The organism is Bacillus sp. FSL R12-0074 (assembly GCF_038005725.1).
Classification (GTDB): Bacteria; Bacillota; Bacilli; order Bacillales; family Bacillaceae_G; genus Bacillus_A; species Bacillus_A mycoides.
Genome location: NZ_JBBOTR010000001.1, coordinates 2455788 through 2482667, shown reverse-complemented (window position 1 = coordinate 2482667; position 26880 = coordinate 2455788). Strand labels below are relative to the sequence as shown.

Sequence of the window (26880 nt, the reverse complement as noted above, 5' to 3'; positions counted from 1 at the left end):
GTATCATTTTCTTTTTAATTCTTCTTCTAACTCTTCTACTTGCTGCAAAGTATCTCCTTTTATTAAAGAGAAATCTGTTGTATCTTCATTATCTTCTTTAAAAAAATCATTGTCATAATCTTTTATCACTACAATCACCTCTACGTGCTAGTGTAGGAATGATTGTCCAATTTTATACAAGCTTGTCTGAATTTGTTCTCCCTTTATGTATAGGTGAAAAGGACAGAAAAAGATTCTGTCCTTATTTACTAAAATAACTATGATGAATTGTTAAATTATATACATTTTCAAAATCTCGATCTTGAAGGTTATTTTTCTTCCCATCAATAACAATGAAAACATCACTAACTATTTTTGCTGGTATAATTCCGACATTTTCTACTTGCACCGCTTTCTGCTCATTCAATTGCTCGATGTGTTCTAATGGAACAATAATACTAAATTGAGAGCGGATACCACGAAAGTTTGTATTTAATTCCTTCACCGCTTCAAATACAACAATTTTCGCACCAATCTTTTCCCCATATGAATCTAAAAATGTGTTTAAGCTTTTTGTATATTCCTCTTCCGTATGCCATTCCATTGTGCCAAAGGCTGTTGGATTCACATTTTGAATAATTGTCGTATATATTTCTCCTCTTGCTTTTGAAGCAATTAATGACCTTTTAATTGATTGGACCGTCTTTCCAATATCGCTGAATTTTGCGCCCCATATTTCTGAAATATTTGGTGTCAAAATGAATGCAATATCAACGAAAATTACCATCGCAGTAAACATTAAAAGATTTTTCCAGAGGGTTAAATCTATTCCTTTTATCGTGAAATAAACTGTGACTGATGTTATGAACAAACCGTACCACGTTTTTCGAATTCGTTGTTTCTTCTCCTCGTACAACTCTTCATTTCTCCAATAAAAGAAAACAAGAACAATAAAGACGATTGCTAAAATAAATAAGCCAATTCGAATGTTAGAGATCGTCAATCACATCACCCTCCATTCCAAAACTACTCACGATACCATTACATGCACAAACAGCTCTCTTTATGACAAAAGACGTGGACAACCTTCTAAAGTTAGCAACATCGCATATACATTAGAAGCAGGCCACGTCTTTTATCCCGCATTAACGGGCAGTAAGACCCCTCCACTGATTAAAGTTTCACTTTATCATGAATCTACATTGTATATGTAGACAAGCATGTGTTTCAAATTTTCATGTTAAAAAGAAATATGTTTCGGAATTTCCCCTTCAGGTACTTCTCCATCCATACTTAAGTAATAATGACGAATCGGACGTAATTTTTCATCTAACTCATAAACAAGCGGAATGCTAGTTGGAATATTTAATGAAACCACACCATCACTTGAAAGGTTGTCTAAGTATTTCACTAGCGAACGAATTGTATTACCGTGCGATGAAATAATTACTTTCTCACCACTTTTTAATGACGGTGCAATTTCTGAATGCCAATAATCAACTATTCTTTTCTCCGTATCCTCTAAACATTCAGTCAATGGGAATTCATCTTTTTTTAACGTTTTATATCTTGGATTGTTCGCCTCATATCGAGGATCATCTTCGGTAAGTGCAGGCGGTCTCACATCTATACTTCTTCTCCAAATATGAACTTGTTCATCTCCATATTTTTTTGCAGTTTCGTCTTTATTCAATCCTTGTAGTGCACCATAATGGCGTTCATTCAACTTCCATGAGTTATGTATAGGGACCCAAGTGAGATCCATTTCATGCAGTACAATCCATAATGTACGAATTGCTCGTTTTAGTACCGAGGTATACGCAACATCAAATGTATATCCATTCTTTTTTAATATTGTTCCTGCTTCTCTCGCTTCACTTAATCCATTCTTTGATAAATCCACATCTGTCCATCCTGTAAATCGATTTTCAAGATTCCACAAACTTTGTCCGTGACGAATGAGTACAAGTTTTATCATTATAATTCCCCTCTCGGAAATATGAATTTTAAAATTTCAATACGTACACATATAAAGTTTTTGGCAATGTGAATTTTTTATCCATAGTTGCCAAATATACAGATAAAAATTTATGATTTTTCAAACTACAAAACAAGATACTGTTTCTATCTTTTATTCTACTGGTATTTCACGCTTAGACGTCCATGCATCAAATCCTGAACGGCTATTTGCCATTTCATTCATAACTTGATGCCAATTTTCTTCACATGATTCGCCAAACCGTGAGAAAATAGCTCCCATTTGTTCTCTTTGAACATCGCTCAGTTTTTTCTCTAAGTCTGTTCCTTCTTCTGTTAAAGACAGCTGTTTCACACGACGATCATGTGCAGCTTCATTACTCTCAATAAGTCCTTTATCTAACAGTTGGCGCAACGGTCCGTGAAGAGCTTGTTTACTTATTTCTAAAAGTGATAGCAGTTCATTTACACTAAGCCCTGGAAAACGAGCGATAAAAAACAGAATTCTATGATGTACACGCTGTATACTATACTCTTTTATTATTTCATCTGGTTTTTCTGTAAAAGTTTTATATGCAAAGTAAAATAATGCTAATGCCTCATTCATTTGCTCTTCTTTATGTTGTGTCATCTACTTTCCCCCTGTATGTAAATTATACCACAACTCAATTATGAATAATTAAGTTGGTATATTGAGCCTAATTTCTTCATTCTAAAACCAACAAATTTCAACTATTATATTTTTTGAAGGTTGTTTAATTCGTAAACCATACCTTCAAATAAAGTATCCAAATTATTTTTTAAAGAATTCTTAAGGAAATAGGTTAAATTCAAATGATAAATATTGTAAAATTTATTTATTAATATTTTTTGAAAAACTCAATTGTGATTGGAGTGTTATTGTATGCAAACAAAAAAAGTTTATCTTTATGTATTTAATACGATGTCAGACTGGGAATATGGACATTTAATTGCAGAACTAAACTCAGGAAGATATTTCAAAAAAGAGTTAGCCCCTTTAAAGGTAGTTACAGTAGGAGCTAATAATGAAATTATTACTACGATGGGAGGACTGAGCATAAAGCCAGATATTTCCCTGGATGAATGTACTCTTGAGAGTAACGATCTTTTAGTTTTACCTGGAGGGACTACTTGGGGGGAAAGCATTCATCACCCTATCTTAAAAAAAATTGGTGAAGCGTTAAAACTCGGCACTATTGTTGCTGCCATTTGTGGTGCAACTGAGGGGTTAGCGAATTTTGGATACCTAGATTCTAGAAAACATACAAGCAATGATTTAGAATATATTAAAATGGTTTGTCCTAATTATAAAGGAGAACAACTTTATAAGATGGAACCTGCAGTATGTGATGAAAATTTGATTACTGCATCAGGAGTAGCTACTCTGGAATTTGCAATGGAAGTATTGAAAAAAATTGATGTATTTGCACCAGATACGTTACATTCATGGTATAACCTAAATAAGACTTATAAGCCTGAATACTTCTTCCAGTTAATGAATTCAATTACTAGATAAGCTTAAAAATTAAATTAGCAGTTTTATATTATATAAAAAACTTAAAAAGCACCCCTAAAGTCGTTATAAATACGACCGATGACGGTTGTAAAACAAAAAATAAAAGGGATGATACATATTTATCTTGTATCATCCCTTTTATTTTTTATAACATTAATATCACCATATTATTTTAATTATTCATCTCCAGCAAGAGTTAACTGCCAAGATACACCATACTTATCATTTAACCAGCCAAACTTTTTACTAAACGGATATGAACCTAACGGCATAAGAACTTTTCCATCTTGTGCTAGTTTATTAAAAACTGTTTCGATTTCCTCTTCCGTATCACAAGTTACATAAAGAGACATAGCTGGAGTGAATGTAAAATCATGCTTTACATAACTATCAATACACATGAACTCTTGTCCATTTAGCGTAAAAGTTGCATGAATTACAGTTCCCTCTTTACCTGGTCCATTCTCATCATAACGAGAGATACTTACAATTTCTGATTGATTAAATAGCGATGTGTAAAAATTCATCGCTTCCTCAGCTTTGCCCTCAAACATTAAAAACGTAGTGATTTTTTGATTTGTGTTACCCATTTAGAGACATCCCCTTGTTATGTATTTATGCAAAACATACATCGGACAATAAAACCGAACGTACATTCTTATAAGTGTATTGTCTATAAAAACGATGAGTTTGTCAATTATCTATGTTTTATTTCTTCTTAAATAATGCTGTCCAAAGAAATGATTCTCCAAACATATTATTTGGTTGTTCAATTTGCTTCATTTTTCTAATTTCAATTACTTCAAATTCTTTAAATATCTCTCTTAATTTTTCTTCAGAATATGCAAGACCACCTTGTAGACTCCATCCTCTATATACGTCCCAATCTGTTATTTCTGATCCGTTTCGCTCATCTAAATCGCCAGCTGCAAAACATGTTAATCCGAAATAACCACCAGATTTCAATGAGTTTTTAATTAAATCCACATAATTTATTCTTCTATGCGGTGGAATGTGATGCAAACAGCCCGAATCGTATACAAAATCAAATTCATTTTGACCCTCTAAATTAAAAATCGAATCACAAATAAAGTGAATTTTTATTCCTTTTTCCAACGTCCTCTCTTTCGCCCAATTAATGCCCTCTATAGATAAATCCACTGCTGTAACATCAAATCCTTCAGTCGCTAAATAAATTGCATTTCTTCCTGGACCACATCCAAGCTCCAACACTTTCCCTTTGGAAACCCATTCTTTTTGTATATACGAAACTAGGTTCTCATCTGGAACATTTTCAAAAAACGGAACATCTTTTTCTCTATCCGCATAAAATTCATTCCAAAACGGTTCTGCAGGTCTTAATATTGAATCAAGCATTTTTAATATATCTTCTTGAGTGTGTAACGTTTCACTTTTCATTTATACCCCTCCATAATCAATAGTCAGAAAATTATTATATCTCTTTTTAAACTTTCAAACAAAGAAAAAACTCCTATATTCAATAGGAGTCAAAAATATTATCTCTTTAAAATCCAAGTACAGTTAACCATTTTAACAACTGCTCTTCTCGCACCTTCAAATCATCGTTTCTATACTTACCCATCTGTATTTCGCTAACAATTTCTCCGTCCACCATAAAAAGAACTCTTTCTGTTTTAGCTGCTACCTTTACGTCATGAGTAACTAGCAAAATTGTAGTTCCCATACGGTTTATATTTGCTAAAATATCCATTACCTCTTCTGTCGCTTTTAAATTCAAAGCACCCGTTGGTTCGTCAGCAAAAATAATATTAGGTTTATTTATGAGTGCTCTACAAATAGATACCCTTTGTAATTCTCCTCCTGATGCTTCAGTTATATTATTAGTTGCAATTTGACTAATTCCCATTTTTTTCATCAATTCAAGTGCACGTTTATTTATTATTTTCCTGCTCTCAAATTTTGCTAAATACGCAGGCAAAACTATATTATCAAAAAGATTCAAATTTCTAAGAAGATTGCTCTGTTGAAAAATAAATCCCATTTCGCTGAGTCGTAATTTTGCTAACACCTCTTCTTTCATACATGTTATTTCTTTACTATCAACTTTCACACTTCCTGATGACATTTGATCCATTCCGCTAATATTATATAGTAACGTCGATTTCCCTGAACCAGAAGGTCCCATGACCGATATAAACTCTCCCTCATAAATCTCTAAATTTATATTTTTTAACATATGGTAAGTTTTATTTCCATCCATTGCGTATTTTTTATTTAATTGTTTTACTTTTAAAATTTTTTTCAAATTACACACCTCCTACTCCCCATTTAGCTTTAAATCATTTGTTTGTTTCACTGTAAAACTACTGAAAAGTGTTGCTACGGTCACAGATATAAATAAAATAGCTGGACATATTACATAAGAAATGATCGGATTAACAACAAACTTTATGTGAGCTGCTCCCATAAATGAACCTAACCAGCTTATTAGTGTTTCTCCAAACGTAGCAGCTATAAATGTCCCTGTTAAAATACCTACTAATACTATAGAAATAGAACGAGTAACATATTGTATACGAATATCTTTGTAGGAAAAGCCGATACTTTTCATAATTAATATTTGCGAAGAATCTTTTACCAATAACATTTTAAAAAACATCGCAGTTATTAAAACCGATATCAATATAGCAATCAAAATTGCCACTTGTGTCACGAGTCTTAATTGTTTAATTGTCTCTCCTAAAGTTTGAGATAAATAATTATCCGTATCTGTTATTTTTGCAGAATTAAAATTTTGTTTATACTCCTTCACTTTTTCTTGTAGATTCACTTTGGGTTTCATATCTACATTTACTACGTACCATAATATATTTTCTTTATTATAAGAAAAACTCGCTTTAGCTGTTTTTCCTCCATTCGTTACATCTTGATATATACCACTAATAGTTAGCATTTTCTCTTTTCCTTCTACAAATAAAACGATTTCATCCCCTATATTCTTTTTTAATTCATTTGCGTTCATATAAGAGAGAGCGATCTCATTTTCATTTTTTGGTGCCATACCTTTAACATATTCTATTGGAAATTGGGCGAAATCTCCCACTTCTACATTTAAGTTTTCATGTGTACCATCAGCTTTCACCATTTTAAATGTACTCGTTACAAATGCTGCATATTTTTCTACCTCTTCATCGTTTCCGACATACGATATAACGTCATTAAACCGTTTTTCTATATTTTCAGATTGCTGTAAATCTATTCGTATATCACTCTTTCCTGTTCCCATATAATTAACAAATTGCGGTGACTGAATCGTGTACAAAAAGTTAACTGGTACAACAATCATGAACACTGCAATAATTAAAACGATACTTAATACTCGATATAACTTAAATCGTTTCACTACATCTTGTATACCAATAAATATATTTACATTTTTAATTTTAGTTTGATAGAGCGAAAAAAATCTTCTAATCTTTCTTTTTCCTAGTTTATCTCTTGATCGTAAAGCGTCTATTGCTGTAATTCTCCTGAAATTCCGCAAAATGATGCGGCAAAAAAGGATAACGGCTAGAAATAACAATGTTGTGACTATCAATGGCACAACATAATATAAAATACTTTTATTAGCTGTCCCCATATAAAGTGCGATGTTAGAGGTAAATATTTTTGTAACAAATAACGAAAGGATATATCCACATATACATCCGATAGCGGAAATAACAACATATTTTGTTACATATAGTTTTTGAATATCTTTACTTTGAATGCCGATAGCTTTCATAACACCAATTTCCCGATAATCTTCTTCCATTGAAGTCATAATCGTAAATCTAATACATAAAATCGCGATTAGCATTAATAATGCACTTATTATGATAAGTACTGCAGCTATTATTCCATCTGTTAATGAATTGAGTGTTTTAAAGAGTGAATACGTAATAGAGGGACCTTTTTGAGGTAAGTTTGATGACTGGTATAAAGTTTCAAATTCATTTATTTTATTTAAATCTGTTAGCTGGAATTCAATAAGATATTCACTTTCTCCAAAATTCCCCTTTATTCTTTCAAAGTCTTCATCGCTTATTACAAATCGTTTTGAACTAACAAGTGATGGGTTCATTTGAACATCACGAACAAATGCCGAAATAGTAAATTCTAGCTCATTATTATTTTTAACAACCCAAATTTTATCTCCAATACGCAAATTATATTTTTGCATATAATAAATTGGTACACCTATTTCCCCTTTCCTAACATCGATCAATTCATTATTTAAATCTAATAAAAAGTCAAAAATAGTATTTTGCTTAACGAAGCTAATGTCCATTACACTATTATGTTCCGCTTGATTTTTCTTCTTTATAAAAATGTTAGATCCGCCTATTTGAACCATCTCTGCTGTTTGTTGTTTTTTTACAAAAGGAGTTTGCGCTACAAATGAATCAATTGACTTTTGGTTTATTTCTCCGGCATGCATTTGTACGAAGTGCGGTGCGTTTGATACTTTAAACAATTGATCCGTTGAGTTCAATAGATTTATAACGTTACTTGAAGCACTTGCGATTAAAAGACTTGATAACATGATAAACATAAATAGAATGGTAATTATCATTTTATTTTGAGAGAAATCTCTTTTTAACATTCTCCTAATCATATAGAGCTAGTTCCCTTCATTCCATAATATTTTCTTCGTCACTATCGCTATTATTATCATTATGAAACAAATAACTAATATAGGTAAATAAATTTTCATACTGAATCCTTCAAACATAAAACCATAAATGACTTGCCCAATTGGTGCCATACATTGAGATACCGCTGTTATAATTGCCATTACTTTTCCTAGGTTTTCATTTGGTGTTTTCTTTTGGACTACAGTAATCACATAGATGGATACAATTGTCACGATCATTGCAATTAGAATAGAAGAAAGTATAAAGAGGATAAATGGTGGATAGTATCCTAAATTAAGAATAACTGGCGTAACTGATAGTGCCATTGGTAGTACTAATAAAGCTATTAAAAGCATCCAGTAATACAATGTTTTCATCTGTAGCTTTTTCGCAAAAAAACCTATCGATAATGCACCTAAAATAGTAGCAAAATCGATCAATCCCATTCCAATTCCGTATAACGTGTCGCTACTTTCCATTGTTACTCGTATAATAATTGGAGCGCCAACAACAAATAGCGGTGTAAGTATTAAATTTAGTAATGCAGCTAAAAGCATAGATTTCAAAATAAATGGTTGTTTTAAAACATATATAAATCCTTCTTTCATATCCTTTACAATTGTCGGTATTATATGGCTTTCTCGTGCTCTTTTTATAAAAGGTATTTTAATAAACATTTCTAAAATCGCAGATAAAAAGAAAGCAAGACAACTTATTATTACGAGCATTTTCAAACCAATTATGCCGTACAATATTCCTCCAAATACAGGAGCAACTATATTTGACAATGCTTGCACACCATTTACGATACCGTTCGCTTGCTCTAACTTATTCTCTGGAACTAATTGCGGAATACTCGCCATTACAACAGGTGAATACATTGCACTAACGACTGCTAGTAAAAACATAATTGTTCCAATCAATATAATAGATACAGGTCCAGTAAATAACAAAACTATAAAGCTTAATACAATCGCAGCGTTGATAAAATCAAAAATAACCATTAAATCACGGCGATTGAAACGATCTGCTATCGCTCCGCCGAGAGGAGCTAGTAAAAACGGAATACTCGTTACCGCATATAATCCTGCGAATATATCAGCACGCCCTGTTATATCTAGCACATATAATGACAGGGCAAAACGTAAAAGTGTTGAACCTAAAATAGTAATAATTTGTCCACTCACCATTAAGTGAAAATCTTTCATCGAAGACCTTATACTAGCTGACATCCTTATCACACCTTTCATTCGATTCAGACCGACTGTCGGTCGATAATATCCAAACAGAAAATTACTATTTCTGTTTGATTAAAACCTCCACCATGTAATCAAAGGCTCCCTCTTTCGCTCCAACAGATGCTTCCATCATTTTGATATAAGCTTTAGCCCTCCTCATCATTTCTTCCGGCTTCCACTGGAATAAACCCTCATCAAATATGATTTGTGCTGAAGAGAGTAATAATTCAATCGTTTCTTGTGGGTATGGAGTAGAAAATATGCCTTCAGCGATTCCTTGTTCTAAAATCTCTGCTAAAACAGGAGATAAATGAATAATTGATTGTACTATACTTTTTTGATGCATTTCCGCATTATTTGGCTGATGAAATTGTTCAATCATTTTATCTTTTACATCACCTGATTTTGGTGATTGTTCCATTAAAACTCGAAATAACTTATCCAAAACTGGGATATTAGGGTTAGAGACAATTGCTTTCGCTTTAGCAACATCCGCTTTAATAATCCTCATAATAATTTCATCCATTACTTCTTCTTTCGACTTAAAATAATGATAAAACGTCCCCTTTGCTATACCAATCTCTTTTAAAATGTCATTTACTGTAGTTTTCGTATACCCTTTTGTAACAAACAAACGTTCAGCAGTTTCTAAAATTTCATTTCTACGTTCCCCATATTCTTTTACGATCCTCATTCATGTACTCCTTCCTACGGACCGACTGTCGGTTTATTTAAAGTATATGTTTAGTATGTAAAAAGTTTCCTGTTATCGTACATATACAACAACCTACTTTACATTTCCTTTATGAATTTTAAAATTTATTTTTAATACGGTGAATGAAATTTTAAAATTTCATTTTTGGTATCCCCTGTAGAAAGACATTAAAGTTATTAAATTTTAAAACCGCAAACACGCATACCCCCGTCCTAAAATTAGGATGGAGGTAAAATAAAATTGTTTAATTTTTGATTAAACAAACTTCCCTATACGAAATTTATAATAAATTCATTTAAAATTCTAAATTGCATCCCATAATAGCGCCCGATAACGAAATAAAGTCATAAATTAGAATGTTTATTCAATCCGTATTATTTAATTTTCCGTTGCCTTATTATTCCTATAACAATTGGAATAACTGTTCCGATAATTATTATTGGTAAAAATAATTTACCTAAACCCCCGCCCCAACCTAAAACTATTGAAATTGTCTCAAATTGGATTAAAGCAAAAATAACTAAACAAACATTTTTTAATTGATTAATCATTTTTCGGCTATTTAAATAAAACTGCTTAGCATTCGATTCATTAAGTCTTTGTGGATAGTTATTAACTTCTGGAAACTTCTCTAAAGTCTGCATTAAAAGTATTATAAATGTCCCGATTCCTGGTAGAATCAAAAGTTCCCATTTTGACCCCCAGCGATCTACAACCCCATTTGCGTTATAATGTCCCGGTACTTCCTCAGGTAATCCTCCCCAAATGGTGATCAAAAAAATTATTGATCCTAAGAAAAATGAATATCCAATGATATCCCAAATCCATTCACTTTTTGTTCTTTGGATTTTCATTCTAGGTCTTCCCCATGAATTCACTATATTTCTCCTCCCCCTTCTACGATATCTATAGTAATACATATCCTGTATTACATTTTAAATTCCGATTCATATAACCAAGTTATCTCAAATTTACGATATTTTCTCAATTAATTATTATAGAATATGTCCCAATTATTAAATAACAGGACTCGTGTTTTTTAGAAAATCTCATTATCTTTCAAACGACTTCATTGTATAAAAATAAAAAAGAGCCGCAATTATTTGCGCCTCTTTTAAAATTATAACTATTTAACGGCCACGTCTTTGCTGACCTTGTTTTGCACTACTTTTCTTATTACTTGGCTTATTAAATGATCGATTGTTATCATTTCTAGAACTATTTCTTGAATCGTTTCTTGGTCCACCTTTTGAACCACTTCTTGAACCTTCACGGCTATCTCTTTGACGATATTGACCTGATTTCTTTGGAGCCGGCTTTTGTACCGGTTTTCCATTTTCATCTACATTTTTTATCATCGGTTGTTCGATTATTTCTCTTTGTATTGGTGCACCAAGCGTTTTTTCAATTTCTTCTAAATGTTTTTCATCTTTCGCTGCAACGAACGTAATTGCAAGACCTGATCCACCTGCACGTCCTGTTCGGCCAATGCGGTGAATATAACTTTCTACATCTTCAGGGATATCAAAGTTAAATACGTGCGTTACACCATCTACATCAAGTCCACGAGCTGCTACATCAGTCGCAATTAAGTACTGAATTTTAGCTTCGCGGAAACTCTTCATGACTCTTTCACGTTTCGCTTGAGGTATATCACCATGAAGTTCAGCACAATTATAACCAAGTCCCTTTAAATCATCATAAAGCTTACTTGCTCTAACCTTTGTACGACAGAAAATAACTGCTAAAAATGGCTGATCACGATCCATAACAAAACGAAGTGCATCTGGCTTTGCACGATCTGTCGTCTCAATGACACGCTGCTCAATTGTATCTACCGTTACTTCTTCACTTTGTACTTGAATCATTTGCGGCTCTTCCATATAACGTTTCGCCAATTTTTTAATATCTTTTGGCATCGTTGCTGAGAATAACATCGTTTGTTTACTATCAGGTGTCTCATCTAAAATATCTTCAATATCATATAAGAATCCGAAATAAAGCATTTGATCTGCTTCATCTAGTACAATCGTTGAAAGATTACTTAAATCAATTGTTTCACGTCGTATATGATCTAATAATCGTCCTGGTGTCGCTACAACAATATGTGTATTACCTTTTAATTTTCTCAATTGTTGTGCTACATCTTGTCCACCATATATCGCTAGTACATTAATATCTTCTCTTTGAACAAGCATTTTTTTAATTTCAGTTGTAATTTGCAGTGCTAGTTCCCTTGTTGGTGCAACAATTAAAGCCTGAACATCACTAGACTCTGGATCGATTTTTTCTAAAATCGGTAACACGAATGCTAACGTTTTACCCGTTCCTGTTTTCGCCTGCCCAATAATATCTTTACCTGACATAATAACAGGAATTGCCTTCTCCTGAATCGGTGTTGCTTCTGTAATTCCATTTTCACGTAATGTATGATTAAAAGTTTCACTAATTCCTAATTCTAAAAAGTTTTTCAAATAGACCACTTCTTTTCCTTATTTTTCACATTAGCTTTCATTGTACCATTTGTTTCGCCAAATATGAAAAATAAAAAAATTCTTATCTTCTTTTTTTATATTCATCCTGTACTAGATGAACAAATTCTTTTTGTTTTTTCTCGGATTTTATTAATGCTTCCATATTTGCCGAATTCAAAATATACTTCTTAATTTTTCTATTACTCCAAATTAAACCTGTATATTTCGGATCTTCATGTAACCTTCGAAACCACTCAAATTCGCTTAATTTGGCAATATGGTGTTTTAATTTCATGTCATTTCGAGGATAAAATAAAATTATATCTGCTATTACATCAAATAATGATCCCAAGTTATTCCCTCCTATAACTTCTTTAATGAAGATATTAACGTAATTTTAAAAATCATTGTTTCACCAATTCAAAATAAATGACACCAATATGTACATCAAGGAACTAAGTTCTACAATTTAATATGTAATACGAAAGCATTATATAACCTTCATTTTGATTTAGCATATGAGCTTATCTTTCAGAAAGATGGTTTGCAATATAAAATGGAAAAATCCTAATAGTGCATTAGAGATATTTATTATTTTTCATTATAATTTTTATAGCCTTACCATTTCAATTTGGGAATTTTGTGCGTTTAGAAAACCATTTAGATACATTTAGCCATATATTGTACGCCAATAATATAGTAGTAAGAAATTTACAAATGAAGGATATAGAAAGAGTAAGGAGGCATGGTTAATTACTCATGAAGGTATAGTGCGTTAGATGAATAAATAGGCTTCATTTACAATAACATAGTATGTTTCCCCTTTACCGCTGTGTGCTTTGTACTGTGGCGAACCATTGACACTCACTTTTGCATCAATCATAAATCCCTGCATCTACAGAACCAGCTCCATCTTTATATTTCCAAGATGGAGCATCCTAGAAATGTAGATTGTCCACTTTGAAAACAATACGTTTTCAAGGTGGACAAATAAACTGTGCTTTTCTTATCGAGTAGCAACAGATACTTCTGAAAGAAATAGACTACATCGTAATAGGGGTTATATTCACAGCTGTAATTTTACAAGTTGAAATTGCAAACCTAACGGTTGTAGTTGGATTTATAGGTAATGTCCCTAGTACTATCCCAAGTCCTGTTTGTTCCACGCTAAAATCTGCTGCAATAGAACCATTACTTGCTAAAAGACTTACTGTAGATCCGATAAACGCATCCAGTAATTGTCTAATTGGTCGTTCACGACATTCACACTCGCATCCTACATCGGTAGGTGGAAGTAATGTAATAGGTGGTCCTGGTGGTAAAAAACCTACCCCTGTTACATCAGATATATTGACCACAAAGGTTGTGGTGCCATCTGTAACTGTAACTAAAAAATCATTCACAGAAGTGATAGTAAATAGAAAGAAAAGCGGGGGCGTGTTGGGTGTGTCTGCAATAGTGCCAAGAATAACAGTTTCTCCAATAAGTTGTTGTAAAACGCTTTGCATAGGTAAAACACAGCAATCACAAAGACAACCTTCTGTTCCTCCTGTTGGGCCTGTCTCTCCTGTTGGACCCGTTACTCCCGTTGGACCCGTTACTCCCGTTGGACCCGTTACTCCTGTTGGACCCGTTACTCCCGTTGGGCCTGTCCCTCCTGTTGGACCTGTGGGTAAAGTAAATGGTGGGATTGGGGGAAGTGTAGGGCCAATTAAATTTGGATTTAATGCATTAGCTTGAAGTATCCCATTTATCTTTTGTATTTCATTTTTATCAAACACATAACTACCTCCTATGAGTGTACTATACTGTAGTAATACAGTTACAAATACATAAACTTCATTGATCGTAATATAATATGTTTTCCCTATACTATTGTGCACCTTAAATTGTACTGAACCTTCCATATTTAACTTCCTAAAAATTGTAAATACCTCACCTACATCTACAAAACCATCCACGTCTTTATCCTGCCAAGATCGAGCATCATAGAAACGTAGAATGTTAACTTTAGAAACAACACGCTTTCCTACAATAGAAGAATCTACTGTACTTTTCTTACTAAACTTCACATAGGATGGATTGTTCTTAATCCATTGCTCTCCACCAAGGTTTTACCAACCAGGCTTTTCGCCCCATTCAACATAAGCTTCTGATTTATTTAGTTGACGAATCTTAGAATAGCTTGTGTCTGGTCCTTTACGTAAATTAACGTTGTAGCCTTCAATATAAGCTATACCATCGGTTACAGCTGTTGGTACTTCTGTTGGTTTAGGTGGCTTTCAGGTACAGAAACATCCACACTAGAATTATTGTATGCGCGTTGTACATCAGCACGGGATTGAGCTCCTGATCCCCCATGAGATTTTAAATAATCAAGTTGATCTTCATGATCTGTACCGCCAAGATATTTAATCACATCGTAGTGAATCCACAATCCTTTTCCTACAGATAACTTGTTATCTTTTAAGATTTCCGCTAAAAGTTCTACGTATTTTTCATATGAACGCTCGAGCTTTGTATGGTCTGCTGTTTCACATAACTCTACATGTACAAATCGTTTATTAGCAGCAGATCCACCGCCATATGCAATGTATTTTATATTAGCGATTTGGATTGTTTCATCTCAATCAACAGCATATTGAACAAATGCGTTTCTTCATGTACGAGATTCATACTTTTGAATATTTCAGAAGTCGCTGTACTATGAGCTACTACGCCCTCATAAACACCTACGCCAAAACGATATGGTTGTTTTGGTAAATTAGGGATAAAAAACGTTCTATCAGCAAAAATACTTGTAGCAAATGAACCAGTAAGTACTAGAATCATAAGGAACGAGGTAATTAGCTATATTAAAACCAGCTAAAATTGGAATGAATGTAAGTGATTGATTATTTATATCCTTAATTCCTTTCAATATTATTGTTGTATTCGGATGCATATACGCTATAAACAATCTAATAATTATTGTCAAGATAGCTGGTATTAAGAAATCAAAAGTTTTTTCTGCCTTCGTTGCAGAACGCAAATAATTCATTGAAACCTCTATCGGAAACTTATTTGCTTTCCAAAACAGATTTTCTCTTCATCCATCTCCATAATCGTATCCGCTTTACAAGCATTGTTTTATTTTGAACAGGTATTCGCTTATAAATATCGAAATATACAATAAGAAAAAACAATAAAATTGATTATTCTTTCGCTTCTTTGTCCATCCTTTTAAAAAATCTATGTTTTTGTAAAAGGAGTGTTTATATGGAGAAACAGACACTTTGGAAAAAATTCAAAAAAAGCTCAGCAAACCTCGGGAAATCAAGCGTATATGAAAGTATTATTTTATACTACACAATGAGAAAAAAAGGGTTACCTACTAAAGCAAAATTCATAATATTAGCTGCTTTATCTTATTACGTATTAGCAATCGACTTCATTCCAGATATAGCTGCTATTATTGGGATCGGCTTATTAGATGATGTTTTAGCAATCGCTATAGCGCATAAATTTGTAATGCGCCATGCGGACAGTGAAATTCGAGAAAAGAGCAAAGTAAAAATGGAATCATTATTTACTTCAGCACACATTTAACGAAGAAAGATAGGCTCTTACTTGTCTTTTCTCACTGCCTAACCATCATCTATAGCTTTTAAACAAATGATTTGAACAGTGTTAATACAGAAAAAAGAACTAAAATAATCTTTTAGTTCTTTTTTGTCAACTCAATTTATTTTTGAACAATAGTTAAAAGAGCCTATTTTAATTTACCAACTAAAACAGGCTCTTTACTAATTTAAATTTACAAGATCATCATCATTTTACGCTATACTTTGCTACTTCAACAACATTTCTCTTTCATCGCTTTCATCATAGACATAGTAGTCTTCATCATTTCATCACATTCATTCATTTTCACCATCATTGCCTTATCCATTTCTACATCCATTTGCATCATGTTATTCATCATCATTTTCATACACTTCATTTCACACATCATTTTTTCCATAGACATCATCATGTTTGTTGTTTCTACCATCATAGTTTTTTCCATATTAACATCCCCCTAGAATTTTTATGTTACAAGTATAAAAATTCCTTTTCGTTTTTCTAAAACCTTCTTAGTTTACCTCATACAAATATTTATCAATATATTTCCCTCTCAATTCGTCATTGATTAACTTTATTTATTGTCACGCTGAAACGTAAATATAATAAAAAAGCATCTTATTATAGATGCTTCCTTGTCTAACAATTAAATTATTAACACTATGAAACTCCATTTGTTTCGTAAACATAGGGTAAATCTATTATTTTTATAAAATTCATAAATCCGACTATAGCGTATTATAGTTTCATTCATATACTGTAGTAGATCACTAGAAAGGAGGCGTATATATGGAAAGTTGTATTGTGTTCGTAAACGGCCAACCTTTTTTAGTACTCACAGTTGCTGGCATCGAAATTGCTAGATTGGAAATTACTCTTCAAGTAGCACTAGCTTTGAGAGTTCTCGGTATTCCAATCTGTGGGTAATTCATTTAAGTAAGTTTAAAAGAGAGCTTTCGCTCTCTTTTAAACTCTTGTCAAAAAATGCACTTCTATACACTTAGCAAGTGTGACTCATAGCCTTGTAGAAATTATATAATAAATATACAAGCATTTACGTTAAAAGAACTTTCTTTAACACACACATCTGCAAACAATTTAACATCCTCTTCATATCACGTTCTTTATAGTGATTCAGACATGCTATTTGAATCCAGTTATTCTTTTGTAAATATGCTGATTCATAATGAACAATATATCCTTGTAATGCTAATGCATCGCCTACTGCCTTAGAACACTGCCCTTCGTTTAATTGAATGGTAAGAACAATTTGAGCGGCATGATCTTTAGGTGAAACAAGCTTTAAACCCATAGTATTAATAGCTTGTTCAATATAAGCATACGCCTCTTTTATTTTTTCAAATGCATCTTCATCTTCAAGTCGCTTCAATGCTTCTTGCAATGCATAAATTAAATTCCATGAATGGGAGTATGGAATACTATCATTCATTTCATACATACCAATATCCATATACGTAGGTATTGCTTCGTTTTTCTCTATCATGTGATTATGAAAAACGAAAGATAATCCTGTATATGATTTAATCGCTTTTCCGCTAACACCACTTGCAAAATATACATCCTTCAAATTTATTGGTATTGCTCCAATTGAGCTTATACAATCTACACATAGTTTCATTTGATATTTTTTACAAAGAATGTTTAGTTCTTCTAAATTATTTAACATTCCAGTTGATGTTTCATGGTGAACAAACCAAAGCCATTCATAATTTCCAGTTGCCATTATTTTTTCTAATTCTGTATAAAGAAACGGCTCTGCCATTTCTTTTTTATGCGTATCATAATGTAATTGCGCACGTGTTGCATGTCCCACTAACCTATTTCCAAATTCCCCATTTGTTAAAACTAGTCCTTTCCCTTTTAAAGAATTCAACTGTAAAGCAATGGCATCATTCGCTAACGTCCCTGTTCCTAACATTATTTGCACACGTTTTGCTTTTGTCATTTGCAGTAAACGTTTTTTTACATTTTCCATTGTCACTTGAAATGACTTAAAACGATGCGAAATAGGCTTAGTAGAAAATGCCTTTCGAACATTTTCTTCAATATCCACTGGACCAGGTAAAAACGTATATTCTTTCGTCATAATACCCCCAACACTCGACTCTTCAAACATAGCTGGGGTAACATACATTGGCTGGAAGGCTGCTTCTTCAATACCAACTAACGTATGGAAAGATTTGAATCCCATTTGCTCATATAAAGGTAGTTCACGTGTTGTAGCAGAAATGAGTGCCAATTCATATCCATTTAGAAGCAAATAACGATGTAAAAAGCGAATTAAACCTAACAATGCTCTTCCATTTCGATATTCACGTTCTACTGAAAGTAAACGAATTTCATATACATTTTCTCCATGTTCTTGCAAATAAAAATCTAGATTTGGAATTTTATAATCTAACGAGAATGGTCGTTTTCCTCGCAATGTAACCATACCTACTAACTTATCGTCATCTAAACAAATTAAATATGTATTTTCTTCATGGAAACGATCTATACGAACACGCTCTTTCGTTTCTTCATGTTGCGGAATTTCTTCTACAAATGTTTTATAATTCAATTTATGTATACTTTCAAATTCCCAAGCTTGATCAGCAACTTTATAAATTAACCCCATGTTGTATCTCCTTTATGTATTTAATAAAAATTATAAGTGGAGATTAACTCCACTTATTAAAAGTTCATTTCATTCTCGATTTACATATAAAATAAGTACAATGATAAGTGCACTTAAAATAGTCGTAACAATAGAGTAAGAATACAAAATCATGCAAACTGGTAAACAAGCGATTGTAATTAGTCCGGGCTTAGTAAATCCTTTAAAGATTAAATAAAATATAATGAAAACAGCAATAAGAGTAAGCGCTATCAAATAATCAAATGCAATTAACCCTCCAATAAATGTTGAAATGCCTTTTCCGCCCTTGCCTTTAAATAAAATTGGGTAAATATGTCCAAGTATAACAGCCAGTAAAGCTAACATTACAAATATAGAATCTTCGAAAAGGTATTTTGCAATAGAAACTACGATTGCCCCTTTGATCGCATCACCTAAAAATGTAGCGATGAAATACCCTTTTCCATATACGCGCCCCATATTTCTTGCGCCAGGATTACCACTTCCTTCTTCACGAATATCAACATTATGTTTCCATTTCGTTACTATATAAGCGGTCAATATGTTTCCAAATAAATAAGAAGCCACCAAATACAAAAATTGCATACTATTAATCATGTAATCATTCACTTTCTACATGGGAGTACTTATACAATATTCAATGACTATGTATATTGTACTTTTTCTTGCTTTACATCCCTTTGTATATTTTAACATCATATTTTTACAAATCATACAAAAATTCTCATACTTCTATTTTATAAAATATACACCCTTCATTAAATGATATGTTCCTTTCACTGCCATTTCTGATGGTGATACGAATATAACTTCTCCCATACTTTTCTCACAGCATTTCTTAAATTCAGTATATATTTCAGAAACTAAACGCAATATGCTGCCACTTACTGCAATTGGAGTTGAAAGCTTAAATTGCATCTTATTATAAACATCTACTGTAATTTTCGCTAATTCCTTACCAGCTTGCATCATAATTTCATGTGCATCATCATTCCCATTTCTCGCTTCCTGAATAATTAATGGTGCGATTGCTGCAACTTTATCTTTTGAAGAGCTATATACTAGTCTTTTTATATGAGATGATGTTAAAAGTCGAAACTCGTCTTGAATCCTTAAGCTTAATGGACAAAGTCTAACTCCTTGATCAAATTGATTTGCCATTCTCTTTAAACCTTGTAACGCAATCCAATATCCGCTTCCTTCATCGCCTAAAATATGTCCCCATCCACCACTATACTCGTACACTTCTCCTTTCTTTCCAATACAAATTGCGCCTGTACCGCCAATCGTTAAAATTCCATCCTTCCCTTTTAAAGCAGCTGCATGTGCAATCATTGCGTCATTAAAAACTTCAATTTTCGTTTCATATTTCTTTATTAATCGTAATGTTAATTCATTTGTATTCGCTCCACTTATACCCGCTAACCCTAAACAAATACAAACGCAGTGCCCATCTATTAAAGCTTTCTTGCATTGATCGATCGCCTCCATAATATGCGAAACTGCTTTTTCATAATCTATTAATATATTTCCAAACCCACTCGTACCTCTTACAACTTCGTTTCCGTCTTGATCAAATGCAATTGCTTCTGTCTTCGTGCCCCCACCATCTACTCCAATCATATACTTCATATGTTCGCCTCATTTTCATCATCTTATTGGAGGGAATGTTATATTCCCTAAAACTACAGATTGCTTTGCACCTGTTGCGCTTGGCACATTACTCGGATTACGATGATGCGTTTCGTTTGCTAATATCGCAAAGGCGATTGCTTCTTTCGCCTCTGAAGAATAGCCTATATCTTCTTGAATGAATATCGCGCACTTTTCTTCCTTCAATCCATTTCGTATCATTTCAACAAGTGTACGATTATAACTGCCCCCACCACCTAAAATTACTTCATCGATTTCATGATACGGCAGAATAAACTCCTTATAATGATGAACAATTGAACTTGCTGTAAACATCGTGACAGTCGTCAAAAGATTTTCTTTACCATGCTTTTCAAACAGCTTCAATAATTCACTTACAAACTCTTCTCCAAACTGTTCTCTACCAGTTGATTTCGGTGGATTCATTTTCAAAAATGGATGGTTCATACAATATGTCAAAATTTCATCTACAACTACTCCTTGTTTTGCAATCCTACCATTTTGATCATATGGCAACTGAAATAGCCTTTGACACATTTCATCAATTACCATATTCCCTGGACCAGTATCAAAAGCTATAACGTTCTTATCACTTAGGTGACTTGGTATTACGGTAACATTACCAATCCCGCCAATATTTTGTAATAGTCTATTTTTAGTTGGATGACGATACAAAATAATCTCTGAATATGGTACAAGTGGTGCACCTTGTCCCCCTACTGCCATATCCATCGTTCGAAAATTAGAAATAACCGTCGTATTCGTTTCATATGCTATAACTGCTGGTTCTCCAATTTGCAATGTTGAGGGAATCATATTATCATCTTGCTGTGGTTGATGATAAATCGTTTGTCCATGAGAACCTATTAAATCTAATTAGTTCAAAGGAAAATTGGCCTTTTTACAAACCTCCTTTACAGCGTTGGCAAAACATAAACCGAGCTTAAAATTCAAACTGCATATGAGTTGGACATTTGAATTTTCTATTGATAATGATTGTTGGATTTCATTTTTCATATCATTACTAAATGGAACTGTAGTAAAATGGATGAGTTCAACTTTAGAATCTACACCGCTTCCTTCTATATGAACGAGTGCTACATCTATTCCGTCTAACGAAGTACCGGACATTACCCCTGCAATATACATAACATGCATAACCTCCTATTTACTAAAAAACAATCATGTAAGTTACAAACGTACAACCGATTGAAAAAAATATGAATCTAAAAAACAACTGAGCTTTTGATGCAAACGATCCATCAATGAAAGAAACAACTACTGTAAGCAAAATACTTGCCGCAATGCTTGTAACGAGCCATATACTATGCATTTGTGATAAATGTAGCATTCTTAATAAAGGTACGAAAAGTAAATTCGCACATATCACTCCAAATAATAATAAAAATACACCTTTATAACTAAATTTTATATTCATTCCATTTCACCCTCTCTGGACTTCATGTGAAAGAAGTGATAGACAAAATGCCTATCACTCAAAAATAAAATATAAAACTTACGGATTAACAGATTCCCCATCACCATTTTTCTCAATTTCAAGCATGTTTTTGTCGTACATTTTAAAGAATGGTAGGTAAATAAGGAATGATATTGCTATATTTATAAAAACTAATACTACTGCACGCCAATCTCCACCTGTGGCTAAATACGCGCCAATCGGAGCTGGTAATGTCCACGGCGGCATAATATGTGTTGGCGTTACAAATCCCATCGCAGTTGCTGAATATGCAACAGTTGCTGTTACGAGTGGTGTAATGATAAACGGGATAATTAAAATTGGATTTAGTACAATCGGTAATCCGAAAATAACAGGTTCATTAATATTAAAAATACCAGGCACAATACAAGTTCTTGATAATGCCTTCGAATATTTTGATCGACCAAATACAATCATAGCTAATACAAGTCCTAACGTCGCACCAGAACCACCAATCCATATAAACCATTGGTATAATGGTTCTGGTGAAATGAATGGTAACTGATTTGCGCCACTAGCAACTGCTTCACCATTTTTCCCTAAATATACTTCCCATAATGGCCGGGCAACAGTTCCAACAACCGACACACCATGGATTCCGAATGACCAAAAAAATGTAATTAAAAATACTGGAATGATTACACCGAAGTAACTATCACCAGCTTTTACTAACGGTGCCGCTAATTTATCAACTACATGATGTAAATCAATACTAAAAACGACAGTTACTAAACTCATTAAAATAATAACGAATGCAGCAGGTATAAGTGCTTCAAACGAACGTGAAACAGACGGCGGTACTTGTTCTGGCATTTTAATCATTACATTTTTCGTCTTACAAAATCTTAAAATCTCTACTGATAAAATAGATACGATCATCGTTACGAATAATCCATGCCCCCCGAGATTTGTCATCGGAAGCATAAATCCTTTTTTATCGATTAATTCGGGCGTCAATGTTAAAAGTAGTGAGCATACTGCTAACTGTGCCCCTGATAAAGCATCTAACTTATAACTTTTCGCTAAATTGTATCCTATACCAAATGCTATATATAAAGACATAATAAACATCGTTAAACGATATGGTATTAATATACTTGTTTGATTTTTCAATGCCCAAACTGATATGAAACTATCTTTCGGTAATGGTGGAAATGCTACTATTAAAAAGAAACTCCCTACGATAATAAATGGTAACGCCGAAATAACTCCATCACGGATTGCTTGTAAATGCCTCTGTTCAGAAAGCCTTGCCATCGGTCCAGATAAGTTTTTATCAAGAAACGTGACAAACTTATTCATAACGCTTCCCCCTAACTAATTAATTCATTTACAGTTTTTAATAAAGTCGGTCCACCAAGCGGCGTGTATGCTTGCGGCGGAATAATACCGCACGGAATAGATTCTTGTTCTGTAAATTTTTTTACAGCGTCAAATCGATGTCTAACTTGAGGTGCAACCATTACAACATCCCAACCATTCTTTACTTCTTCCTCCACCTCACTTGTTCCAATAGCATGCACTTCCATGTTCATACCTTTTTTCTCTGCTTCTTTTTTTAAAGTGTTTACAACAATTGCGCTGGACATTCCTCCAGAACAAACGAATAAAACTTTCATTATTGAATCCTCCTATACTTATAAATTGTTTCTTTCAAATGAAAGAAAGTTTCACTTTACTAACAAGCATATGAAGAAATGAAACGATTTAGTTATACTGAAAGTAAATTTCACTAAAAATATTTTTCCTATTAAATTAATGTTTCAATATTTATTTTTCTCAATTGCAGGGCCAACCTAACATCATATATTATTTTAAATAATCGTATAATAGGGAGGCGTATAAATGATTATGAAACGTTTAGTAATGATGTGCTGTATCGTCATATTGTTTACTCCTTTCTCTTTCATTTCCCCTCACTCTACTTATGCTGAAGTAAATACTACTTACAAAAAACATGAATTACGCGCTGTATGGATAGCATCTGTTCTCAATATTGATTGGCCTTCAAAAACTGGCTTACCTATTGAAAAGCAGAAACAAGAATTTATAAGACTATTAGACGATGTAAAAAACACTGGTATGAATGCAGTCGTTGTACAAATTTAACCGACTGCTGATGCTTTCTATCCTTCAAATTACGGTCCTTGGTCTGAATACATTACGGGTACACAAGGAAAAGGGTTCTGGTGCAAAAATAAAACAAAAGAGAATAAAGCACATATATTCCTAACGGAATCGTATCTTATATTACAAGTCCAAACAATTGATGGATAAATTCTTTTTGATTTTGGACAGACTGGTTCCGTAAAGCAATCTGTTCTTTTTTAATCATATGCATGGCTTCTACTCCAGAAAGAATGGATGTAGCTGTGTCAAAAGATTTAAGACCTAGCATAGAACGGATTCGCTTCTTTATAAAGCGATGATCTTGTTCTACTATGTTATTCAAGTACTTTTGTTGTCTAAGTCGCATACCGCTAGGTATGCTTTTTTCTTTTTTTAACTGTTCAATTGCTATCGGATAAGCTGGATTCTTATCGACTGTTATCACACGTGGCCTTGAAACATGAAAAGACCGCAAAGCTTTCTTGAGAAAGCGCCTTGCAGCCTTATGATCTCTTGTTTTGCTTAGGCGAAAATCGATTGTGTTTCCGTTCGAATCAACAGCACGATACAGGTACATCCATTGACCTTTTACTTTGATATATGTTTCATCGACTCTCCAAGAGTCATTTATTTGTTTGAGGTAACGTCGGATCCATTTGTCCAATTCAGGAGCATACTGATGAACCCAACGCATAATCGTTGTATGGGAAATGGATAAACCCCGTTCCTCCATCATTTCCACCAAATCACGAAAACTTAGGTTGTACCGTAGGTACCATCTTACCGTTAATAAAATAATATCAGGCTGATAGTGCTTCCATTTGAACCAATTTTTCTTTTCCATACCAATCACACACCTTTTTAGAGTATTAGTATGTCCAAGTTTTATAGATTTTTTGCACCAGAACCCATTTAGGCATTCATTTCAATAGATGCCTAAATGGGTGTTAAGGAGCATAGAAACTTTGGAATTCACTTCTGGTTTCACTTATGAATTTAAAGATTTCGCCACTCATCACATGCCTTGCGAATATTTTTACGCATATTATTTGTAATTTCTAACCTGTCATTTAAGAAAGCATCTCTCTGTGAGATTATCTCATCTTTAGCACCCAAATAGACCCTTTGAATAGATGAAGCATTTCTACCAGCTTCCGTTAATCTATAACGTGGGATACCTGGAGATTCTGTGTACCATAGTGGATCTGTTAGTGATATAGGATCAGAATCATACATATGAACCTTTGTGTCTAAATTCTCATCCCATTCATCTACAAAATTAAACCTGTATTTGAGTGTAGGATAAGAATTAGAAGTAGTAGGAGCAGTAATCATATCGTAAAGTCCACTATTAGCATACATTGCATCACCTATACTTACATTTGTAAAGTAAACTAATTTGTCACCACGTGGTTCACATAAAGCAGCATACTCATCCCCACAACGACTTAAAGTAGCTTTATACCCAGAGTCAATTTCACTAAGAGATTTTATGTCAGTTAGATGCAAAGTACAAATGTAAACAAGGGCTGTTATACCTTCAAACGTTTCAAAACGTACTAAATCTGATACTAAATCTGAACCATCGTCATATATGCCGTGTAAAATATTTACATCACCGCTCTCTGGATAGCCCTGAAGACGTCTCGCAATACTGTCACAATTAGCTACATAGTGATCTAAAAAGGCTTGGTCAATTATTTTTTTAACCCTATAACAAATTTCTTCTACTGCTTGTTTCACCGCTTCTTGAGCACTATCTTCTGATGGAAACATTTCGCTTATTATTGCTGTACCTATTGAAGAACCCAAAGAACTAGCTCCTATTTCTAATATTTTCTGCCAGTTTAACTCGTTATTTATCATAATGAACACTCCTTTATAATTTAGAATGCTCACTATCATTTCAGTTTTATACATTTTTATACCCTTATGCATTTTGGACACACTTTAAGCGGTTTGGTATATACAGATATATGAAATTATCGGTGTTTCAAGAATCGGCTTTACCCCTATACGATAGCCCTCTTCAAAAAATATCTACCGTATTTGCACATGTGGACACGTGGACATTTATATAAGTTCGCATTTACACATTTACACATTTACACATTTACACATGTGTAAAAATCCACTACAAACTTGTAGCCAAAAATACAAAAAAATTAAATGATATATGGGCTACTATTGGTACTTTTATATCCCTAGTCTTTTCATAAATCCACTCATATAGGCATCCGTTTATAAAGTAAGGGAAGAATCAAAATGCATGGCTGCAAGGATACCATTAGCAATGACAATCGCTGTTGTACGATTGATTGGTTCAAACAGTTTTTCTATTCGGGGTTCAGCCGAGATACGTGTAAAAACAGGTTGTGAACTATATTTTACATAAATGTTAAAGATTTACTTTTATTTTACATGAATGTAAATTTTTTACTCTTTATTTCTTTCTCAATTGTGGAATTTTTTTCTTTAATTATACTTAATATGGAAGTCTAATGTTAGTTGTAGGATTTTGAGATAAGACATTTATCTTAAAATCTTACTGAGAGGAGTGATTTATGTATGACTTAAGAATTAAATGAAAGTAATATGCTTCTAGAAAAATCAAAAAAGACTTGGAAGTTTTAGACTCCTATGCTTTTTTATCTTATTCATCAAAAAATATAAACAATATTGTTCAAAATAAATATTCATTTAATAAATCCACTTGTGGAATTATTGAGAAAATCGGTATTTCGTATAAACATTAGAACAGATCTGAATGAAAGGACTGA

Annotated in this window: 27 protein-coding genes and 6 pseudogenes; 5 read left to right on the top strand and 28 right to left on the bottom strand. The window is 33.1% G+C overall.

Annotation, left to right across the window (positions count from 1 at the left end; genetic code table 11):
• Window positions 1-3 precede the first annotated feature (3 nt).
• The 4 genes from NSS97_RS13005 to NSS97_RS12990 all read right to left on the bottom strand — a co-directional run bounded on the left by NSS97_RS13005 (window position 4) and on the right by NSS97_RS12990 (window position 2587).
• On the bottom strand, window positions 4-129 hold the full coding sequence (locus NSS97_RS13005) for a hypothetical protein (protein WP_000588712.1): 126 nt from the start codon (window positions 127-129) through the stop codon (window positions 4-6).
• A gap of 112 nt (window positions 130-241) precedes the next feature.
• Window positions 242-982 (bottom strand): type II toxin-antitoxin system SpoIISA family toxin, encoded by a 741-nt coding sequence (locus NSS97_RS13000; protein WP_002032139.1) that lies wholly within the window; start codon window positions 980-982, stop codon window positions 242-244.
• 237 nt (window positions 983-1219) lie between these two features.
• Window positions 1220-1957 carry a 2,3-diphosphoglycerate-dependent phosphoglycerate mutase gene (gene gpmA / locus NSS97_RS12995; protein ID WP_341112807.1) on the bottom strand — a complete coding sequence of 246 codons (738 nt, stop codon included), beginning with the start codon at window positions 1955-1957 and terminating at the stop codon, window positions 1220-1222.
• A gap of 153 nt (window positions 1958-2110) precedes the next feature.
• A complete protein-coding gene (locus NSS97_RS12990; protein WP_107888182.1) occupies window positions 2111-2587 on the bottom strand; it encodes a MarR family transcriptional regulator in 477 nt (158 codons plus the stop codon).
• A 273-nt stretch (window positions 2588-2860) separates the two neighbouring features.
• On the opposite strand from NSS97_RS12990, the gene NSS97_RS12985 reads away from it, so the two are divergent.
• A complete protein-coding gene (locus tag NSS97_RS12985) occupies window positions 2861-3493 on the top strand; it encodes a DJ-1/PfpI family protein (protein ID WP_107888181.1) in 633 nt (210 codons plus the stop codon).
• Window positions 3494-3669: 176 nt separating this feature from the next.
• Here the strand turns inward: NSS97_RS12985 and NSS97_RS12980 are convergent, their stop codons facing one another.
• The 9 genes from NSS97_RS12980 to NSS97_RS12940 form a co-directional block, all read right to left on the bottom strand.
• Window positions 3670-4083, bottom strand: a complete 414-nt coding sequence (locus NSS97_RS12980) for a VOC family protein (protein ID WP_002012925.1) — start codon at window positions 4081-4083, stop codon at window positions 3670-3672.
• Between the two features lie 118 nt (window positions 4084-4201).
• Window positions 4202-4912 carry a class I SAM-dependent methyltransferase gene (locus NSS97_RS12975; protein ID WP_088294191.1) on the bottom strand — a complete coding sequence of 237 codons (711 nt, stop codon included), beginning with the start codon at window positions 4910-4912 and terminating at the stop codon, window positions 4202-4204.
• Window positions 4913-5018: 106 nt separating this feature from the next.
• Window positions 5019-5780, bottom strand: a complete 762-nt coding sequence (locus NSS97_RS12970; protein WP_341112802.1) for an ABC transporter ATP-binding protein — start codon at window positions 5778-5780, stop codon at window positions 5019-5021.
• A 12-nt stretch (window positions 5781-5792) separates the two neighbouring features.
• Window positions 5793-8132: an FtsX-like permease family protein gene (locus tag NSS97_RS12965; protein WP_107888179.1), complete on the bottom strand. Its 2340-nt coding sequence runs from the start codon at window positions 8130-8132 to the stop codon at window positions 5793-5795.
• A 6-nt stretch (window positions 8133-8138) separates the two neighbouring features.
• Window positions 8139-9401, bottom strand: coding sequence for an MFS transporter (locus tag NSS97_RS12960; protein WP_341112799.1), 1263 nt, complete (start codon window positions 9399-9401; stop codon window positions 8139-8141).
• A 46-nt stretch (window positions 9402-9447) separates the two neighbouring features.
• Complete coding sequence (locus NSS97_RS12955) at window positions 9448-10083, bottom strand: TetR family transcriptional regulator (RefSeq protein WP_107888178.1); 636 nt, start codon at window positions 10081-10083, stop codon at window positions 9448-9450.
• 395 nt (window positions 10084-10478) lie between these two features.
• Entirely contained in the window at window positions 10479-10958 is a 480-nt protein-coding gene (locus tag NSS97_RS12950; protein ID WP_060751810.1) for a DUF1648 domain-containing protein, read from the bottom strand.
• Between the two features lie 276 nt (window positions 10959-11234).
• Window positions 11235-12587, bottom strand: a complete 1353-nt coding sequence (locus NSS97_RS12945) for a DEAD/DEAH box helicase (protein ID WP_044439603.1) — start codon at window positions 12585-12587, stop codon at window positions 11235-11237.
• A gap of 73 nt (window positions 12588-12660) precedes the next feature.
• Window positions 12661-12930: a hypothetical protein gene (locus tag NSS97_RS12940; RefSeq protein WP_044439601.1), complete on the bottom strand. Its 270-nt coding sequence runs from the start codon at window positions 12928-12930 to the stop codon at window positions 12661-12663.
• A gap of 18 nt (window positions 12931-12948) precedes the next feature.
• Here NSS97_RS12940 and NSS97_RS12935 point away from each other — a divergent pair.
• Window positions 12949-13131, top strand: a pseudogene (locus NSS97_RS12935) (hypothetical protein); the annotation flags it as partial.
• Window positions 13132-13353: 222 nt separating this feature from the next.
• On the opposite strand, the pseudogene NSS97_RS12930 reads toward NSS97_RS12935, so the two are convergent.
• The 4 genes and pseudogenes from NSS97_RS12930 to NSS97_RS12915 all read right to left on the bottom strand — a co-directional run.
• A pseudogene (locus NSS97_RS12930) lies at window positions 13354-13555 on the bottom strand (N-acetylmuramoyl-L-alanine amidase); the annotation flags it as partial.
• A gap of 66 nt (window positions 13556-13621) precedes the next feature.
• The gene (locus NSS97_RS12925; RefSeq protein ID WP_313897565.1) at window positions 13622-14359 is read right to left on the bottom strand and encodes an exosporium leader peptide-containing protein; all 738 of its coding nucleotides are present in this window, start codon (window positions 14357-14359) and stop codon (window positions 13622-13624) included.
• A 42-nt stretch (window positions 14360-14401) separates the two neighbouring features.
• Window positions 14402-15410: pseudogene (locus NSS97_RS12920) on the bottom strand (N-acetylmuramoyl-L-alanine amidase); the annotation flags it as partial.
• Window positions 15364-15618: a hypothetical protein gene (locus NSS97_RS12915; RefSeq protein WP_107888176.1), complete on the bottom strand. Its 255-nt coding sequence runs from the start codon at window positions 15616-15618 to the stop codon at window positions 15364-15366. The gene NSS97_RS12915 and the pseudogene NSS97_RS12920, both read right to left, overlap by 47 nt.
• 218 nt (window positions 15619-15836) lie before the next feature.
• Between NSS97_RS12915 and NSS97_RS12910 the strand changes: the two genes are divergently transcribed.
• Complete coding sequence (locus tag NSS97_RS12910) at window positions 15837-16166, top strand: YkvA family protein (protein WP_061689425.1); 330 nt, start codon at window positions 15837-15839, stop codon at window positions 16164-16166.
• Window positions 16167-16413: 247 nt separating this feature from the next.
• Here NSS97_RS12910 and NSS97_RS12905 read toward each other — a convergent pair whose 3' ends face one another.
• Window positions 16414-16626 carry a hypothetical protein gene (locus NSS97_RS12905; RefSeq protein ID WP_000416118.1) on the bottom strand — a complete coding sequence of 71 codons (213 nt, stop codon included), beginning with the start codon at window positions 16624-16626 and terminating at the stop codon, window positions 16414-16416.
• A 344-nt stretch (window positions 16627-16970) separates the two neighbouring features.
• Here NSS97_RS12905 and NSS97_RS12900 point away from each other — a divergent pair, with 344 nt between their 5' ends.
• Window positions 16971-17108 (top strand): DUF3956 domain-containing protein, encoded by a 138-nt coding sequence (locus tag NSS97_RS12900; RefSeq protein ID WP_002127410.1) that lies wholly within the window; start codon window positions 16971-16973, stop codon window positions 17106-17108.
• Window positions 17109-17235: 127 nt separating this feature from the next.
• On the opposite strand, the gene NSS97_RS12895 is transcribed toward NSS97_RS12900, so the two are convergent.
• The 7 genes and pseudogenes from NSS97_RS12895 to NSS97_RS12865 all read right to left on the bottom strand — a co-directional run bounded on the left by NSS97_RS12895 (window position 17236) and on the right by NSS97_RS12865 (window position 23610).
• Window positions 17236-18819, bottom strand: coding sequence for an aminotransferase class V-fold PLP-dependent enzyme (locus tag NSS97_RS12895; protein ID WP_107888175.1), 1584 nt, complete (start codon window positions 18817-18819; stop codon window positions 17236-17238).
• A 69-nt stretch (window positions 18820-18888) separates the two neighbouring features.
• Window positions 18889-19437, bottom strand: a complete 549-nt coding sequence (plsY, locus tag NSS97_RS12890) for a glycerol-3-phosphate 1-O-acyltransferase PlsY (protein ID WP_044439590.1) — start codon at window positions 19435-19437, stop codon at window positions 18889-18891.
• A 135-nt stretch (window positions 19438-19572) separates the two neighbouring features.
• Entirely contained in the window at window positions 19573-20472 is a 900-nt protein-coding gene (locus NSS97_RS12885; protein WP_107888174.1) for a BadF/BadG/BcrA/BcrD ATPase family protein, read from the bottom strand.
• Between the two features lie 18 nt (window positions 20473-20490).
• A pseudogene (anmK, locus tag NSS97_RS12880) lies at window positions 20491-21642 on the bottom strand (anhydro-N-acetylmuramic acid kinase AnmK).
• Window positions 21643-21664: 22 nt separating this feature from the next.
• Window positions 21665-21931, bottom strand: a complete 267-nt coding sequence (locus NSS97_RS12875) for a hypothetical protein (RefSeq protein ID WP_001021970.1) — start codon at window positions 21929-21931, stop codon at window positions 21665-21667.
• 78 nt (window positions 21932-22009) lie between these two features.
• Window positions 22010-23293 carry a PTS sugar transporter subunit IIC gene (locus tag NSS97_RS12870; protein WP_107888173.1) on the bottom strand — a complete coding sequence of 428 codons (1284 nt, stop codon included), beginning with the start codon at window positions 23291-23293 and terminating at the stop codon, window positions 22010-22012.
• Window positions 23294-23304: 11 nt separating this feature from the next.
• Window positions 23305-23610 (bottom strand): PTS sugar transporter subunit IIB, encoded by a 306-nt coding sequence (locus tag NSS97_RS12865; protein ID WP_107888172.1) that lies wholly within the window; start codon window positions 23608-23610, stop codon window positions 23305-23307.
• A gap of 226 nt (window positions 23611-23836) precedes the next feature.
• On the opposite strand from NSS97_RS12865, the pseudogene NSS97_RS12860 reads away from it, so the two are divergent.
• Window positions 23837-24172: pseudogene (locus tag NSS97_RS12860) on the top strand (family 10 glycosylhydrolase); the annotation flags it as partial.
• A gap of 64 nt (window positions 24173-24236) precedes the next feature.
• Here the strand turns inward: NSS97_RS12860 and NSS97_RS12855 are convergent.
• The 3 genes and pseudogenes from NSS97_RS12855 to NSS97_RS12845 all read right to left on the bottom strand — a co-directional run.
• A complete protein-coding gene (locus NSS97_RS12855) occupies window positions 24237-24944 on the bottom strand; it encodes an IS6 family transposase (RefSeq protein WP_341112779.1) in 708 nt (235 codons plus the stop codon).
• Window positions 24945-25096: 152 nt separating this feature from the next.
• Window positions 25097-25966: a hypothetical protein gene (locus NSS97_RS12850; RefSeq protein WP_341112778.1), complete on the bottom strand. Its 870-nt coding sequence runs from the start codon at window positions 25964-25966 to the stop codon at window positions 25097-25099.
• Window positions 25967-26234: 268 nt separating this feature from the next.
• A pseudogene (locus tag NSS97_RS12845) lies at window positions 26235-26440 on the bottom strand (lysostaphin resistance A-like protein); the annotation flags it as partial.
• Window positions 26441-26880 lie beyond the last annotated feature (440 nt).